Source organism: Buchnera aphidicola (Eriosoma grossulariae), from assembly GCF_964059045.1.
GTDB lineage: Bacteria > Pseudomonadota > Gammaproteobacteria > Enterobacterales > Enterobacteriaceae > Buchnera_D > Buchnera_D aphidicola_A.
Map to the genome: position 1 here is coordinate 282,133 of NZ_OZ060402.1, position 16,894 is coordinate 299,026.

General features: G+C 21.4%; 12 protein-coding genes and 2 pseudogenes. 6 read left to right on the forward strand and 8 right to left on the reverse strand.

All coding sequences use genetic code 11. From position 1 onward, the window contains the following. Positions 1-402: 402 nt before the first annotated feature. From yciA to trpD, 7 genes and pseudogenes are all read right to left on the reverse strand, one after another. Entirely contained in the window at positions 403-801 is a 399-nt protein-coding gene (gene yciA, locus AB4W51_RS01210; protein WP_367676793.1) for an acyl-CoA thioester hydrolase YciA, read from the reverse strand. 52 nt (positions 802-853) lie between these two features. Then, positions 854-1,380 (reverse strand): annotated as a pseudogene (locus AB4W51_RS01215) (septation protein IspZ). Between the two features lie 31 nt (positions 1,381-1,411). Beyond that, entirely contained in the window at positions 1,412-2,149 is a 738-nt protein-coding gene (locus tag AB4W51_RS01220; RefSeq protein WP_367676794.1) for a YciC family protein, read from the reverse strand. A gap of 229 nt (positions 2,150-2,378) precedes the next feature. Beyond that, entirely contained in the window at positions 2,379-3,188 is an 810-nt protein-coding gene (gene trpA / locus AB4W51_RS01225; protein WP_367676795.1) for a tryptophan synthase subunit alpha, read from the reverse strand. Continuing rightward, complete coding sequence (gene trpB / locus AB4W51_RS01230) at positions 3,175-4,380, reverse strand: tryptophan synthase subunit beta (RefSeq protein WP_367676796.1); 1,206 nt, start codon at positions 4,378-4,380, stop codon at positions 3,175-3,177. The genes trpA and trpB overlap by 14 nt, the downstream gene beginning before the upstream one ends. Positions 4,381-4,413: 33 nt before the next feature. Then, on the reverse strand, positions 4,414-5,781 hold the full coding sequence (gene trpCF, locus AB4W51_RS01235) for a bifunctional indole-3-glycerol-phosphate synthase TrpC/phosphoribosylanthranilate isomerase TrpF (RefSeq protein ID WP_367676797.1): 1,368 nt from the start codon (positions 5,779-5,781) through the stop codon (positions 4,414-4,416). Then, positions 5,744-6,785 (reverse strand): annotated as a pseudogene (trpD, locus tag AB4W51_RS01240) (anthranilate phosphoribosyltransferase). Before trpD ends, trpCF begins: the two are co-directional and overlap by 38 nt. A 309-nt stretch (positions 6,786-7,094) precedes the next feature. Between trpD and AB4W51_RS01245 the strand changes: the two are divergent. The 5 genes from AB4W51_RS01245 to cysB all read left to right on the forward strand — a co-directional run bounded on the left by AB4W51_RS01245 (position 7,095) and on the right by cysB (position 14,390). After that, positions 7,095-7,985, forward strand: coding sequence for a DMT family transporter (locus AB4W51_RS01245; RefSeq protein WP_367676820.1), 891 nt, complete (start codon positions 7,095-7,097; stop codon positions 7,983-7,985). A gap of 296 nt (positions 7,986-8,281) precedes the next feature. Beyond that, positions 8,282-9,037, forward strand: a complete 756-nt coding sequence (locus AB4W51_RS01250; RefSeq protein WP_367676798.1) for a pseudouridine synthase — start codon at positions 8,282-8,284, stop codon at positions 9,035-9,037. Between the two features lie 222 nt (positions 9,038-9,259). Further along, positions 9,260-10,279, forward strand: a complete 1,020-nt coding sequence (gene sohB, locus AB4W51_RS01255; protein WP_367676799.1) for a protease SohB — start codon at positions 9,260-9,262, stop codon at positions 10,277-10,279. A 417-nt stretch (positions 10,280-10,696) separates the two neighbouring features. Next, positions 10,697-13,297 (forward strand): type I DNA topoisomerase, encoded by a 2,601-nt coding sequence (gene topA, locus AB4W51_RS01260; protein ID WP_367676800.1) that lies wholly within the window; start codon positions 10,697-10,699, stop codon positions 13,295-13,297. A gap of 118 nt (positions 13,298-13,415) precedes the next feature. After that, the gene (gene cysB / locus AB4W51_RS01265; RefSeq protein ID WP_367676801.1) at positions 13,416-14,390 is read left to right on the forward strand and encodes an HTH-type transcriptional regulator CysB; all 975 of its coding nucleotides are present in this window, start codon (positions 13,416-13,418) and stop codon (positions 14,388-14,390) included. Positions 14,391-14,562: 172 nt separating this feature from the next. Here cysB and AB4W51_RS01270 read toward each other — a convergent pair whose 3' ends face one another. After that, positions 14,563-15,342 carry an inositol monophosphatase family protein gene (locus tag AB4W51_RS01270; RefSeq protein WP_367676802.1) on the reverse strand — a complete coding sequence of 260 codons (780 nt, stop codon included), beginning with the start codon at positions 15,340-15,342 and terminating at the stop codon, positions 14,563-14,565. Between the two features lie 342 nt (positions 15,343-15,684). Between AB4W51_RS01270 and rlmN the strand changes: the two genes are divergently transcribed. Further along, positions 15,685-16,770 carry a 23S rRNA (adenine(2503)-C(2))-methyltransferase RlmN gene (gene rlmN / locus AB4W51_RS01275; protein ID WP_367676803.1) on the forward strand — a complete coding sequence of 362 codons (1,086 nt, stop codon included), beginning with the start codon at positions 15,685-15,687 and terminating at the stop codon, positions 16,768-16,770. The last annotated feature ends 124 nt before the right edge of the window (positions 16,771-16,894 follow it).

Below are 16,894 nucleotides of genomic sequence, written 5' to 3' on the forward strand. Positions count from 1 at the left end.
AAATAAAATAAAAATTAACAAGATAATATTTTATGTATAAACATCAGATTTATTTTTTTTGATATATTTAAAAAAATAATACATAAAAAAAATTATAGAAAATTATCTAAATAAAATAATAAAATTATATATTTTATAATTATTTTAAACAAATAATTAATAATAAGGTAATTTTTTAAAAAATATTAGTATTTTTAGATATTAATTTTCTTATATATAGAATATTGAATATACTAGTACAATAATAATTAATTATATTTTTACTAAAAATATATGAATTAATATTCATTAATAACTAAATATCAGTTATTAATTTTTTGTTATATTTAAGGTAGTTTTTATTATTTATAAAAAATTTATTTAATTTTAATCAATTAAATTATCTTGTATAATACAAAAATATTATTTTTTAGATAATAATTTTGGTTCTCCATTTTCATCAATGGCTACATAAATAAAAACAGCTTCTGTAGCACGATAAAAATAACCTATAGGTACAGAAGTAATTTTTTTAATCCAAACTTCAACATGAATAGTAATTGAACTATTTCCAATTTTAATACATTTAGCATAACATCCAACAACATCACCTACATTTACTGGTTTTAAAAATACCATACCATTTACACTAACTGTTACTACTCTTCCTTTCGCTATTTCTTTCGCTAAAATAGCTCCCCCCATATCCATTTGGGACATAATCCAACCTCCAAAGATATCCCCATGAGCATTAGTATCTTTAGGCATTGCTAGTGTTCTTAATACCATTTCACCTTGAGGCATTTGTTGTTTATTTTTCATAATTATGATCTCATTAAAATGATAATAAAATATTTTGTAATATAAAAAAATTTTATTTATTATTTTTATAATATATATATATTATATTTATTAAAATAAACAACATTGTAATTACTGATAATCCTAATGTCTTAAAATATATCCAACAAATTTCTGAACAATAATATGCTATATATAAATTTAAAATGCTACAAATAAGAAAAAATATTGACCATGATATATTTAATTTTTCCCATTCTACATCAGATAAATGTATTTCTTGATTTAAAATAATTTGTAATAATGTTTTTTTTTTTTAAATTGATGTATTAATAGTATTAATGATAATGCAAAATATACAATTGTAACTTTCCATTTTATAAATAAAGAATTATGAAAAAAAATAGTTAAAAAACCAAATAAAAAAATTGATAAAAAACTAATTAAATTTATATAATCGATTTTTTTATAAAAAATATAATTTGTAAAAAAAAATATTCCTGAACTAATCATTAATAACATTGTAGCTATAAAAATATTAAATATATGATAAATAATAAAAAATACTAACATAGAAAAAATATTTAATAATATTTTCATTTTTTTGATATCCTAAAATTAGAAATATTATTTAATTATGAGTTAACATATAAAAACGATATAAATAAATAATAAGAATACTAGATATAAAATTATTAAAAATGTTATGTAATAAAAATGATAAACTAGTAGGAAAATTACTAAATAAAACAATAATCATCATGGATATAAGAATTTTACTTACCATCCATATTATTATTGCTGGTGATATAGTGTATATTTTGTCTTTTATTAAATTAATACTAATAAATATTGAATTAATAATTTTTTGTTTTTCAATAATTAAAACAATAGGAGATAATGCTAATATAATAGATCCAATAATTCCAGGCAATATAAAACACACAAATCCTATTTGAATAATAATAGATAATATTAATAATAGTGAGAATAAGGATGGAAATAATGGTGTTAGTTGTTTGATCGATTGTTTGATTTTTATTTTTTTTTGTTGAGATGTTATTTGAATAAATAGAATCAAAGAACCAAAAAGAAATGTATTACCTATTAAATAAGCAATATTTCTAAAAATTGATATTTTAAATAATATTTTTTTTTGTGCTATGGTCATATTTTTAATTATTTCAAATAAATTATCGGTGTCATAATTCATGTATATTTTTGATATTGAACAAATATTTGGTGTAATAATATGATCAATTATAGTACTGATGAAAGCACTAAAAAATATTATTAATAAGATAGGTTGTATGTTTTTTATCAAAAAATTACAAGTGTCACGGTATAACGATATTGCCGTGATAAACATAAATATTCCTTATGTAATAATTATAATTTCAATAATATAATTAATATGTATAAATAATTTTATATATAAAAATTATAAAATATGAATATATAATTTGATTATATATTTTTAAAATTAAAATTAATATATGATAGTAATTAAAAATATTTTTTATAAAAATATAATGAATCATATTTTATTAATTATCTTAAGATAAATTAATTGAAAATAATAATCATTATGAATAGTATTATATTTTTCTAGTAGCATTCTTTAATTTAATTAATACTAATTTTAATTGATTAAATAATTTTTGTTCATCAATATAATTTTTTTCTATAATTTTGATAAAAACAGATCCGCAAATAACTCCTGACACTCCAGATGAAATTATATTTTTTATTTGTTGATCATTATAAATTCCAAATCCTTGTATTAATGGTATTGATGTTTGTTTTTTTAAATCCATAATTAATTGATTAATTGAAATAGAATTTTTGTTATGCATTCCAGTAATACCAGAACGAGATAATAAATATATATAACTTTTGGAACGATTACAAATTTTATTAATTAATGTAGAATCAGCATTAGGAGGACAAATAAAAATTGGACTAATTTTGTTTTTTTTTGATTCAATTATAAACATTTCATGTTCTTCAATAGGAACATCAACTAATAATATTGAATCAATTTTAATTTCTTGACATCTTAAGTAAAAATTTTTTATACCATTTTGTAATACTAAATTTGAATATAGTAGTAATCCAATGGGTATTTGAGTATATTTTTCTCTGATTTTTTGTAACATTAAAAAACATTTTGATGTTGTCATACCATTTTTTAAAGCACGAAAATTGGCACGTTGTATAATAGGACCATCCGCTAATGGATCTGAAAATGGCATTCCTAATTCTAAAGCGTCTGCACCATTTTGAATTAATATATCAATTATCTTTAATGAAAGATTAATTGTTGGATCTCCAAGTACTACAAATGGTATGAATGCTCTTTCTTTAAGTAAATTTAAATTATAGAATAATTTTTTATAAAGTGTCATAAAATATTTCCTTATTATTGTCTAAAATATTTTTTACTGTAAGAATGTCCTTATCCCCCCTACCAGATAAATTCACAATCAAAATTTGTTTTTTATCATGATTTTGATTCATGATTTTTAATGCATATGATAATGCATGAGATGATTCTAAAGCAGGTATAATACCCTCTTTTTTACAAAGTAGTTGAAAACTAGATAATGCTTCATGATCATTCACGGTTACATAAGATACTCGTCCAGTTTTTTGCAACCATGCATGTTGAGGGCCTACTGATGGAAAATCTAATCCTGCTGATATAGACCAGGATTCTTTAATTTGACCTTCATCATTTTGTAATAGTTTAGATTTCATTCCAAAATATATACCAGTTTTCCCTTTACATAAAGTAGCCCCATGTTTTTGAGTATTTAATCCTAATCCACCTGGTTCTACTCCAATTAGCTTTACAGATTCATCATTTAAAAATTCATTAAAAATACCAATTGCATTAGATCCTCCTCCAACGCAAGCTAAAACTATATTTGGTAATATACCTTCTTGTTTTAAAATTTGTTTTTTTGTTTCGATACCAATAATTTTTTGAAATTCTCTTACTATAGTAGGATATGGATGAGGTCCGGCTGCAGTACCCAACATATAATATGTAGAATCATAATTTTCAGACCAATCTCTTAAAGCTTCGTTACAGGCATCTTTTAGACTACATGATCCATTATTTACAGAAATAACTGTCGCTCCTAATAATTTCATTCTAAAAACATTTTGTGATTGTCTTATAATATCTTTTTCTCCCATATAAATTCGACATTTAAGACCTAATAATGAACAAATCATTGCAGTGGCAACACCATGTTGACCAGCTCCTGTTTCTGCTATAATTGTTTTTTTTTTCATTCTTATTGCTAATAATGCTTGTCCAATAACTTGATTAGTTTTATGTGCTCCTCCATGTAGTAAATCTTCTCTTTTTAAATAAATTTTAGTTTGAGTGCCTTGTGTTAAATTTTTACATAAAGTTAAAGCTGTTGGTCTACCGGCATAATTAATTAATAAATTAGATAACAATTTATTAAATTCAACATCATTTAATGCTTTAACAAATTCTTCTTCTAATTTTTTAAGCGGGATTACTAAAATTTGAGGAACATACATCCCACCAAATTCACCAAAATAAGCATTTAATATAGTCATCTTTACCTCAATAATAATTTTAATTGTATTGCATTATTTATAATAACGAAGTATATGAAAAATATTTTTAATTTTTTCTTTGTCTTTCACACCAGGTTTTTTTTCTACACCAGAGTTAAAATCTAGCCCAACACAACCGATTTTAGATGCATTAAAACAATTTTGTTCATTTAACCCACCAGCTAGTAAAACTTTTTTTAAACAAGAATTTTTTAATAATGACCAATCAAATGTTTTACCTGTTCCTCCTCCATTTTTATTATCAAATAGATAATAATTAACATTTTTCCAATTGTATTGAGGTATGTTTTTGTCAATATAAAAAGCTTTCCAAATTTGAGTATTTTTTGGAATGATTTTTAATAAATTATTTATGTATTCTTGATTTTCACTACCATGTAGTTGAATACCATACAATTGTAAATCATTGATTTTATAATTAATATTAATAATAGGTTCATTACAAAAGACACCAATATATTTTAATTTTACTTGTTCTACAATTTTTTTTGCAATTTTGTCATGAATATATCTAGTTGAATTTTTAAAAAAAATTAAACCACCATAAATAGCACCATAATATTCAGCTGTTTGGGCATCTTGTAATCTAGTTAATCCGCAAATTTTATTTTTCCCTACCATAATACTTTTAATAGATTCTTCTAAATTATTAGACAACATTAAAGAAGAACCAATTAAGAATCCATTAACTAAATCACTTAATTCTCTGACTTGATTATAGTTTGATATTCCGGATTCAGAAATAATAGTAATATTTTTTGGAATTGATATTGCTAATTTTCGAGTATAATCTAAATTAATTGTTAGATCATGCAAATTACGATTGTTGATTCCTATAACTTTAGCTTTTAAATAAATAGCACGGTCTACTTCATTTTGATTATTGACTTCAGTTAAGATTCCCATTTTCATGCTTTGAGCAATCTCAGACAATATTACATATTGTTGATCTGATAATACTGATAACATTAATATAATTGCATCTGCTTGATAATAACGAGCTAAATATATTTGATATGGATCGATAAAAAAATCTTTACATAATATTGGTTGATGTAAAATTGATCTACATTGAGTAATATTTTGAAAATCACCATGAAAATAATGTTGATCTGTTAAAATTGAAACAACAGAAGCATAATGCTTGTATGTATTAGCTATTTGTTTTATATTAAATTTTTTATTAAGTAAACCAAGAGATGGAGAGTATTTTTTACATTCAAAAATAAATGCAGGTTTATTTTTTTTTAAAGCAAGATAAAAATCTTTATTTGTAACTGTTATTTTATTTTTAAAAGACAACAATGGTTCTTCAACTTTTTTTTTATCTAACCATATTTTTTTATTTATTATGATTTTTTGTAAAAAAGTTTTTTTCATAATTATCCTCTTTTGTTAGAAATTTTTTTAATATATTGATCAATTTTCCCACTTGTAATAATAGACAATGCATATTCAGTATTTTCTTTTAAGTCTTCATTTCCAAATATTTTAAGTAACATGGCTACATTAATTGCTATAGTTTGCATATGAGTAATATTTCCATTACCTTCCAATAAATTTTTCATCGATTCTGAATCATTTGAAAAAGAAATATTTTTAAATAAATGTTGTTTATTATTTTTAATTCCAAAACTTTCTGCAGTTAGTTGGTAAGAAATAATTTTGTTATGATTGAGTTCTACAACTTCAGTAATTCCATTTAATGTAACTTCATCGGTTCCATTACTATGTATTACTATTGCACGATCATAATTTAATAATTTTAATGCTTTAGCCATCGTTAACAATAGTGTTTTTTTATAAACACCGACAACAATTAAAGATGGTTTGGCTGGATTTAATAATGGAGCAATAATATTAAAAAAAGTTGTCGTTGATAATACTTTACGTACTGACATAGCATATTGAAATCCAGTATGATATTTAGTAGCCAGTAAAAAACAAATATTATATATATCTAATATATTTTTTGATTGCAATGATGACAAATCAGTACTAATTTCAAAATATTTTAAAAAATCTGCAGACCCTGATTTGCTAGAAATACTATTATTACAATGTTTAATGATTTTTATACCTGATATTGCAGCAACAATAGCGCTAATAGTAGATATATTAATTGTATATTGACAATCTCCTCCAGTACCCACAATATCAGCAAAAATATAATTTGGTTTAGGAAACAATTCACATTTTTTTAAAAATATTTTTACTGCTCCAACAATTTCTTCAGCAGTAATATTTCTAACTTTCATTGCAGTTAAAATGGCGCTGAGCTGTATATTGTTTATCTTTCCTTCTATAAAATTACTAAATAAATGATAACTTTCATATTCTGTTAAAGATGATAATTGATATAATTTGTTTAAAATTTTTTTCATGTGTAGATCTTTTTTAAAATTGTTAGAATGAAAAAATATAAAAAATAACTATAAGTAAACTTAGTATTATAATACTAGATTTTTCTTTTAAACAATAAAATTAATTTATATTAAAGAATTTTTATAGTTATCGTTAAAAGATAACTATCTTGCAAAGATTTGCATATTTAAAAGATAGTTATAATATATATTAATTAAATACCAAAAATCATTATTAACAATAATTTTATAAGATTTGTTTATTAATATAAATTAATATATATCTTATATCTATATTCAAAAATGATTGTTTATTGTGAGGGGGTTATGATCAATAAAGTCATGATCTGTATTTTATTTTTAATTGTATCTATTACTTGGGGGACTACTTGGATTGCTATGAAAATAGCATTAATGACTATTCCTCCTTTATTTGTCACGTCAGTAAGATTTTTAATTACTGCTTTGATCTTGATGTTAATAGGATTATTAACAGGAAAACCACTCTTATTTCCTCCTGGTAAAAAAAAATTTCAATTAATAATGTGTATATTTTATTTTTTATTACCATTTACTCTTATGTTATATGGCGGTGCACATGTTAGTTCATCATTAGCATCAATCATTTTTTCAACTATGCCAGTTTTAATATTTTTATTTTCATACTTAATTATGAAAGAAAAAATTTGTATAATTAAAGTAGTTGGTTTAATTATATCTTTATCGTCATTATTAATGATATTATTAAGTCAAATAAATGTTAGTTCTATAAATCAATTGAAAGGAATAATAGCATTATTATTAGCTTTAATTAGTCATGCTTTAATTTATTCTAAATCTAAAAAAGAATTTTCTAGTTTATCTATTTTTACTTTAAATACTTTACCATCTTTTTTTTCAGGAATAATATTATTATTGTTTTCTATAATATTTGAAAAACCAAATTTAATACATTTTTCTAAAGAATCTATGTTTGCTATATTGTATTTAGGTAATATTTCTGGAGTTTTTGGTATATTAGCATATTTTTATCTTCAAACAAAAATTAGTATTTTTAAAGCATCAATTATATTTCTTATTTTTCCTTTTATTTCTATTTTTTTAGAATATATTTTTTTTGGTTCTGTAGTTTCTATGAATATTCTTTTTATGTTTATTATATTAGTCTTAGGTATTTTGTTAACTTTGTTGCCTTGCAAATGTCAAAAAAAAAAAATATAGTATTGGATAATAATTTTTATTATTCTTAATATTAAATTATATTAATTACATTTTTTGATTGTTATATTTATTGATTTTTTATTCATGGTATTAAGTACATAAAATACATATTTTTATATATAAAAATAATCTATTTATAATCTATATAATCTATTATATAAAGCATGATTGAATTAGAATTTAAATGATCAATGATATTAAATAAATACAAAATTAATTTCTTTAATTAATTGTATAAAGTTATTCATACATATTGCTTTTTTAAAATTTTGACAAATTTAAGATACATTATACATATGACAGAAAAAATACAAAAGATTTTAGCAAATTTAGGATTGGGTTCAAGAAGAAAAATAGAACAAGTAATTATTTCAGGAATGTTGTTCATCAATGGTCTTAAAGTCAATATTGGAGATCGATTTATATTAGAAAAAATAAAAACTATATATTTTCATAAAAAATTTTATTATTTTAAAAAAAAACTAAAAAAAAAAATTCGAATGTTAATTTATAATAAACCAGTTGGAGAAATTTGCACTAATTATGATATAAATAATCGAGATACTGTATTTAAATCGTTACCATTATTAACTAATCAAAAATGGATTAGTATTGGCAGATTAGATTTAAATACTAGTGGTATTTTATTATTTACTAATTGTGGTAATTTAGCACATACTTTAATGCATCCTAGTTCTAATTTAGAAAGAGAATATAAAGTTCGTGTTTTTAGTTTAAATAATAGTGAATCTAAAATAAATTTGTTAAAACAAGGAAGAATATTAAAAGATGGTTTTGCAAAATTTAATATTATTAAATATGAAAGTGGAAAAGGAAAAAATAAGTGGTTTACAGTAACATTACTGGAAGGTAGAAATAGGGAAGTAAGACGGTTATGGCAATCTGTTAATTGTTCTGTAAGTAAATTAATAAGAATTCGTTATGGTAATATTGTTTTACCTCCAGATTTAAAATTAGGACATTGGAAAGAATTAAAATATCTTGATATTCATAATCTTATCAAAATTAGTTCTAAAAAAAAATATTTATAATATATAATTTTTATAATATTTTTAAATAAATATCATTTTATCATTTTTATAATTATTTTAAAAAATATTTTATTTATAATGTTTATTTAAAATTCATCATTTTTAATGCAATCAAAAATTGTTTTTATAAAAATATTTTTATTTTTGTTATGATAAAAATAGATTTTTTTATTATATTGAGATAAATTTAAAATATATAAAAATATAATAATGGTGATTATTATGAATTTTTTGTGTAATTATTTTTTGTTTATATCAAAATTTTTTACTATCATAATATTAACGATAACTACTTGTTTCTTCATCGCTAATATTATTTCAAAAAAAAGAAGTAACAATGGTAAAATAAAAATTACTATTTTAGATAAAGATTTTGAAGATATAAAAAATAATATTTTATTATCAACAATGTCTACTATAGAAAAAAAAATCTGGTATAAATTAAAAAAAAAAAAAATAAAGAATAAAATACATCAAGCAAAAATAGCAGGATTAAATAACTTAAACATTAACAAACCAAAATTATATATTTTAGATTTTAAAGGTAGCACAGATGCTCATGAAGTATCAAATTTAAGAAAAGAAATTTCAGCTATTATTTCTGTCGCTCAAAAAAATGATGAGGTTTTATTAAGATTAGAAAGCTCAGGTGGAATAGTTCATGGTTATGGTTTAGCAGCTTCACAATTACAAAGACTGAAAAATCGAAATATTTATTTAACTATTGTAGTAGATAAAATAGCTGCTAGTGGTGGATATATGATGGCATGTGTTGCTGATCATCTGGTAGCTGCTCCATTTTCTATTATTGGATCAATAGGAGTAGTATCTCAATTACCAAACTTTAATAGATTTTTAAAGAAAAATGATATTGATTTTGAATTACATACTTCAGGATCTCATAAAAGAAATTTGACGATATTTGGTAAAAATAATGAAGAGGGAAGAAAAAATTTATGTGATCAATTAAAAATAATACATACGTTATTTAAAACTTTTGTAAAAGATATGAGACCAAATTTAGATATAGATTCTGTTTCTAATGGAGAATATTGGTTTGGTTCAGTGGCTTTAAAAAAAGGTTTAATTGATGATATTAATACTAGTGATGATATTATTTTTTCTAAAAAAAATCGTTTTTGCCTAATTCATATACAATATTTAAAAAAAAAAAATTTTTTAAGTTTTTTATTAAAAAATGTATTAAATAATTTAATAAATATCATAAGAATTTTTATATAAAAAATCAATATAGATAATTTATTAATATCATTAATAGTCATTAAATTTTATTACATGTTTTTTTCAACAAACATTTTATTTTTTAAAATTAGATTATGAATAAAAAATTTATTTTTATATTTTATTTTATAAAAATAATTAAATAATTTTTATATTTTAAAATATATTTTTCAATATATTTATATTTCAATTTTAACAAAAAAAAATTATTTTTATTTTTAATAATTTAACAATGAACATCAATTTTTAATATTTTTATTTTTTCTTTAAAATTTAATAATTTAATTCATTGTTAATATAAAAATAATTAGATTCATTAATGAATATTGTTCTGTAAATATAAAAATTATTTTCATAAAAAAATTAATATATATAATATATTTTGAATTTATGTAAAAAATTAGGTAATTATATAATATGAATAAAAATTTAGTAATAGTTGAATCTCCAGTAAAAGCAAAAACTATTAGTCAATATTTAGGTAAAAATTATATTGTTAAATCAAGTTTTGGACATATAAGAGATTTACCAATAAAAAATAATATTTATCAAAATAAAAATAAAAAGATAAATACTATAAATAAAAAAAAATCTTGTATTGGATTCCAAAAAGAAAATTTTTTAAATAAAATTGGAATTGATCCTTATAATAATTGGAAAACAAAATATATAATATTAAAAGACAAAAAAAAAATTATTTCTGAAATTAAAACTATTTCTAAAATAGCTAATTATATTTATTTAGCTACCGATCTTGATCGAGAAGGAGAATCCATAGCGTGGCATTTAAAAGAAATTATCGGAGGTGATCAATCTAAATTTCGTCGTGTAATTTTTAATGAAATTACTAAAAATGCTATTAAATATGCTTTTAAAAATTATTCTAGTATTAACATGAATAAAGTATATGCTCAACAAGCTCGTCGATTTATGGATAGAATTGTAGGTTATATGGTATCTCCCTTATTATGGAAAAAAATTTCTAGAAATCTTTCCGCTGGACGAGTTCAATCAGTAGTAGTGCGTATTATTGTTGATAAAGAACACTCTATTAAAAATTTTTCTCCAAAAGAATATTGGAAAATGTATGTTTCTTTTAAAATGTTAGATAATGAACCATTAGTTTTACCAGTCACTCATTTTAAAAATAATTTATTTATTCCTAAAAGTCATCAAGAAACACAATTAGCAAGTAATCAAATCAAATTGTCTTCTTGTATAGTTGAAAATAAAGATGAAAAAATAATTTATATAAAATCTAATCCACCATTTATTACTTCTACTTTACAGCAAACAGCTAGTAATATATTAGGGTTTTCAGTAAAAAAAACAATGATTATAGCTCAAAAATTATATGAAAATGGATATATTACTTATATGAGAACTGATTCTGTTATGGTTAGTCAAAATGCTATTGACATGGTTAGAAAATATATTGAAAAAAATTATGATGATTGTTATTTGCCAAAAATTCCAAATTTCTTTATAAAAAACAATCATTCACAGGAATCTCATGAAGCAATACGTCCAGTAAATATATTTCAATGTAGTGATGATTTATATAATTTATCTTCAGATGAAAAAAAAATATATAAATTAATTTGGTCTCAATTTTTAGCTTCTCAAATGACTGAATCTCAATATCAATTACAAACATTAACTATTCGAGCTCATAATTTTCAATTACATAAAAAAATAAAAAAAATATTTTTTGATGGTTGGACTAAAATAATAAAAAAAACAGATTTTAAAAAATCTAATAATTTATTTTTTAACTTTTCTATTGGAGACAAATTAAATATACAATCTATAGATTATCAACAATGTTTTTCTAAACCGCCTATTAGATTTAATGAATCTTCTTTGATTAAAGAATTAGAAAAAAAAGGAATAGGAAGACCATCAACATATTCTTTAATTATGTCTACTATACAAAATCGTGGATATGTTTGTTTAAAACAAAATAAATTTTATGCTAAAAAAATTGGTGAAATAGTTACTAAACGTTTAATAAATTCATTTCAAGAATTAATGAATTATGATTTTACAGCAAATATGGAATCTCAATTAGATCAAATAGCTCATGATCAATTATCATGGATCACTGTGTTAGATAATTTTTTTTGTAATTTTTATCAAAATTTTAAAGAATCAGAAAAAAATCCAGAAAATGGAGGAATGAAACCAAATTTTATTGTAAATACCTCTATAAAATGTAAAAATTGTCAAGATAGTATGGTTATACGTACAGCAAAAACAGGTGTTTTTTTGTCTTGTTCAAATTATTCTAATTTTTCTAAAGAAAAATGTAAATATACTATTAATTTAATTCCGGAATATGATTTTTTAAATATGATACAATCATCTTGTAATGATAATGAAAAAAATAATATTTATAAAAATTGTAAGATATGTCACGTTTCAACTGATAAATATTTGATGGATGAAAAACATAAATTACATATCTGTGATAATTATCCTGATTGTAATTATTATAAAATAGAAAAAGGTTTTTTCCCTATGCAAGATTATATGGGGCAAATGGTGAAATGTGAAATATGTCATTCTCAAATGTGTTTTAAAGTAGGTAAATTTGGAAAATTTTTATTATGTTCTAAAGATAATTGTAATAATACTAGAAAAATTTTAAACAACGGAAAAATCAATGTGCCTAAAATTATTCCAATACCATTACCTGAGTTAATTTGTAAAAAATCAGATGCTTTTTTTGTTATAAGAAACGGAATTTCAGGAATATTTCTTGCCGCAAACACTTTTCCAGTTTCTCGTGAAACTAGAACACCATATATAGAAGAACTAGTACGTTTTAAATATTTATTGCCTCCAGAAATTTTGTATTTAACTAGTGCACCTGTACAGGATAATGAAGGAAACAAGACTATTTTAAGATTTGATAAAAATAAAAAAGTTCAATATATTGGTTCAAAAAAAAATGGTAGATATACTTTATGGAGAGCTTTTTTTAAAAATAATGAATGGACAGTATTAAATGAATGATAAATATTTATAAAAAATAATATTTTAAAAACTAATTTAATTGACAACTATTTTAATAGTTGTGCTTAAAATTAATATTTTAATAACGTTGTAATGAAATATATCTAAGGAATATTAAATGAAATTACAGCAACTTCGTTATATTGTAGAAGTAGTAAATCATAATTTAAATGTATCTTCTACTGCAGTAGGATTGTATACTTCACAACCTGGTATTAGCAAACAAGTAAGAATGTTAGAAGATGAATTAGGAGTGCAAATTTTTATGCGTAGTGGTAAACATTTAACTAATGTAACAAGTACTGGTGAAGAAATTATCCGAATTGCTAGAGACATTTTATCCAAAATTGAATCTATTAAATCAATTGCAGCAGAACATACATGCCCAGATAAAGGATCTTTATATATAGCGACAACACATACTCAAGCTAGATATGCATTACCTAATATTATAAAAAACTTTATGAAAAAATATCCTAAAGTATCTTTGCATGTTCATCAAGGTTCACCAAAACAAATAGCTGATTCTGTCGCCAGGGGTAATGTTAATTTTGCTATAGCTACTGAATCTTTTCATTTATATGAAGAGTTATTAATGTTGCCATGTTATTATTGGAATAGATCTATTATAGTTCCTTTAAAACATGAATTAGCTAATAAAAAATACATTACTATTGAAGATTTATCTAAATATCCACTAGTAACTTATACATTTGGATTTACCAGTAGATCAGAATTAGATCAAGCATTTAATAAAGCTGGTTTAACACCTCACATAGTATTTACAGCTACAGATGCAGATGTAATAAAAACTTATGTCAGATTAGGATTAGGAGTTGGTATTATAGCTAGTATGGCTATTGATAAAAAATTAGATATAGATTTATTTCAATTATCAGTTAATAATATTTTTTCTAACAGTACGACTAAAATTGGTTTTAGAAGAACTATTTTTTTAAGAAGTTATATGTATGATTTCATTCGAAAATTTGCTAATCATTTAACTCGGGATTTAGTAGATTATGCATTATCGCTTCGTTCTAATAAAGAAATTGATGAAATATTTCAAAAAATATCATTACCCATTAAGTAATTATTACAATAATGATGAATAATATATATTTAATTTATTTTATATAAAAATATATTCAGGTCAATAATATTAAAATATTTTTTTATTGCATAATATTAAATATTATAAATTTTATTTTTATTGATATTTATTTTCAATTTTTTTAAATATATAAAAATATAATATTAAAATATTAATATTTAATGTTTTTTATTTTATCAAAAACTAAACGTATAAATTTAGAATGTCCTATTAAAGAAATACCGGATTGAAGATAATTACAACCACCTCTAAAATCACATATTAAAGCACCAGATTCTTTTAATTGTAATTCTCCAGCATAGAAACTCCATGGTGTAAAATTCATATTAAATAAGCAATCTAATCTTCCAGTTGCGACATAAGCTAAATCAAGAGTATTTGAACCACTCAATCGAAAATGTATTTTTTCAATAAGTAAAATTTTCATTATTTGCAAATATAAATTATGTGATTTATGTTGATTTAAAATATTGATAGAAATAGTAGAAAACATCAATTTAGAAACATTGTTACATCTCATTCTATAACCATTAATTTGAGCACCTTTTCCTTTAATCGCGGTGAATAATTCATTCTTAATAGGATCGTAAATAACAGAAATCTCTGTTTGATTTTTTATTTGAACAGCTATAGATATACAAAAATGAGGTATATTTTTGCTGAAATTAGTTATACCATCTAATGGATTAATAATCCATTGAATCTCATTGAATTTCTTGTTTAATATAGTTTTGTTAGTGCAAATTGCATGATGAGGATAAGATTTTGAGATAGTTTCTATAATTTTTTTTTCAGAAATATAAATAATATTTTCAAGATTGTTTATATTATTATCTTTGCAAATTGTATTTTTTTGTAAATCATATTTTTGAACAATAAAATTACCTCCTTTTCTTACAGCACGTATAGCAATATTTAACATTGGATGCATAAATTTTTCCATTTTTTATAATGATAAATTGTATATATAATTATATACAAAAATATTCTTGAAGTATTGATTTTTTTAAAAATTATATTTAAATAAATTATTTTTAATTGAAGTATAATAAGTCATATATACTTATATATACTTGATTATTTTAATAAAAAAATATTTTTTTACATACAACAATTATTAATATATATAAGGTTTATAAATTTTTTGAAATATATCAACATATGAATTAGATAAAATAATTTAAAATTCTGTAATTTTATAGTATTACAATATTTTGTTAATTATAATTACTTTATTGTATTTTAAACAATATTAAAAATGTAAAGAAAGAATATGTCAATACATTCAAAGCATGCTTTTTTATGTTCTAAAAAAATTAATTTATTAAATTTAAATTATTGTCAGTTGAAAAAATTTATGCAGAATTTAGGAGAAAAACCTTTTCGAGCTATTCAAATTATGCAATGGATATATCGTTATTTTTGTACTGATTTTTATAAAATGACAAACTTAAATAAAACATTACAAATGAAATTAAATCAACATGCATATATTGCTTCTCCTGTTTTTTTAAACCCTCAATATTCTTGTGATGGAACAATTAAATGGACTGTAGAAATAAAATCTAAATTTTTTGAAACAGTTTATATCCCAGAAAAAAATAGAGCTACGTTATGTGTATCTTCACAATTTGGATGTGCTTTAAAATGTCATTTTTGTGCTACAGGTAAAATAGGTTTTCAAGGAAATTTAAATTTATCAGAAATTATTGGCCAATTATGGAATGTTTCAAAAATACTTAATTTAAAAAATTCAAATAAATTTCCAAAAATTACAAATGTAGTATTTATGGGTATGGGTGAACCATTATTAAATTTTAACAATGTTGTCAGTGCATTAGAAATTATGTTAGATAAAAATGGTTTTCAACTATCAAAAAATCATCTTACAATTTCTACTGCTGGTATAGTTCCTGCATTAAATAAATTGAGTCAAGTAATAGATATTTCTTTAGCTATTTCATTGCATGCCCCTAATAATCAATTACGTAATTTATTAATGCCAATTAATAAAAAATATAATATTGATTTATTATTAAATGCAGTAAAACAATATTTAAAAAAATCTACTGCTAACAGGGGTTATGTAACAATTGAATATGTTATGTTAAATAATATTAATGATACATTAGAACATGCAAAAGAATTAGTAAAATTATTAAAAAATATTCCAAATAAAGTAAATTTAATTCCTTGGAATAATTTTATTGGATCTAACTATGTTTGTAGTAGCAAGATAAAAATAATAAAATTTTCGAAATTTTTAAAAGACCATGGTATTTTTAATACTATTAGAAAAAATAGAGGACAAGATATTTATGGTGCTTGTGGTCAATTAATTGGCCAAAAAAATTTTTAAAAATTTATAGTTAAAAAGATACTATTACTGTCGTAAAAATATTAATTAAAATATTTATATAAATAATTATTTGTTTTATTAATATTTTTATTTATTATTATTTATTAATTATTAAAATTATTGT

What these genes read in the sequence shown, in the direction of transcription:
- yciA (WP_367676793.1), bottom strand. Translation starts at nt 801, where the DNA reads ATGAAAAATAAACAACAAATGCCTCAAGGTGAAATGGTATTAAGAACA.
- AB4W51_RS01220 (WP_367676794.1), bottom strand. Translation starts at nt 2,149, where the DNA reads ATGTTTATCACGGCAATATCGTTATACCGTGACACTTGTAATTTTTTG.
- trpA (WP_367676795.1), bottom strand. Translation starts at nt 3,188, where the DNA reads ATGACACTTTATAAAAAATTATTCTATAATTTAAATTTACTTAAAGAA.
- trpB (WP_367676796.1), bottom strand. Translation starts at nt 4,380, where the DNA reads ATGACTATATTAAATGCTTATTTTGGTGAATTTGGTGGGATGTATGTT.
- trpCF (WP_367676797.1), bottom strand. Translation starts at nt 5,781, where the DNA reads ATGAAAAAAACTTTTTTACAAAAAATCATAATAAATAAAAAAATATGG.
- AB4W51_RS01250 (WP_367676798.1), top strand. Translation starts at nt 8,282, where the DNA reads ATGACAGAAAAAATACAAAAGATTTTAGCAAATTTAGGATTGGGTTCA.
- sohB (WP_367676799.1), top strand. Translation starts at nt 9,260, where the DNA reads ATGAATTTTTTGTGTAATTATTTTTTGTTTATATCAAAATTTTTTACT.
- topA (WP_367676800.1), top strand. Translation starts at nt 10,697, where the DNA reads ATGAATAAAAATTTAGTAATAGTTGAATCTCCAGTAAAAGCAAAAACT.
- cysB (WP_367676801.1), top strand. Translation starts at nt 13,416, where the DNA reads ATGAAATTACAGCAACTTCGTTATATTGTAGAAGTAGTAAATCATAAT.
- AB4W51_RS01270 (WP_367676802.1), bottom strand. Translation starts at nt 15,342, where the DNA reads ATGCATCCAATGTTAAATATTGCTATACGTGCTGTAAGAAAAGGAGGT.
- rlmN (WP_367676803.1), top strand. Translation starts at nt 15,685, where the DNA reads ATGTCAATACATTCAAAGCATGCTTTTTTATGTTCTAAAAAAATTAAT.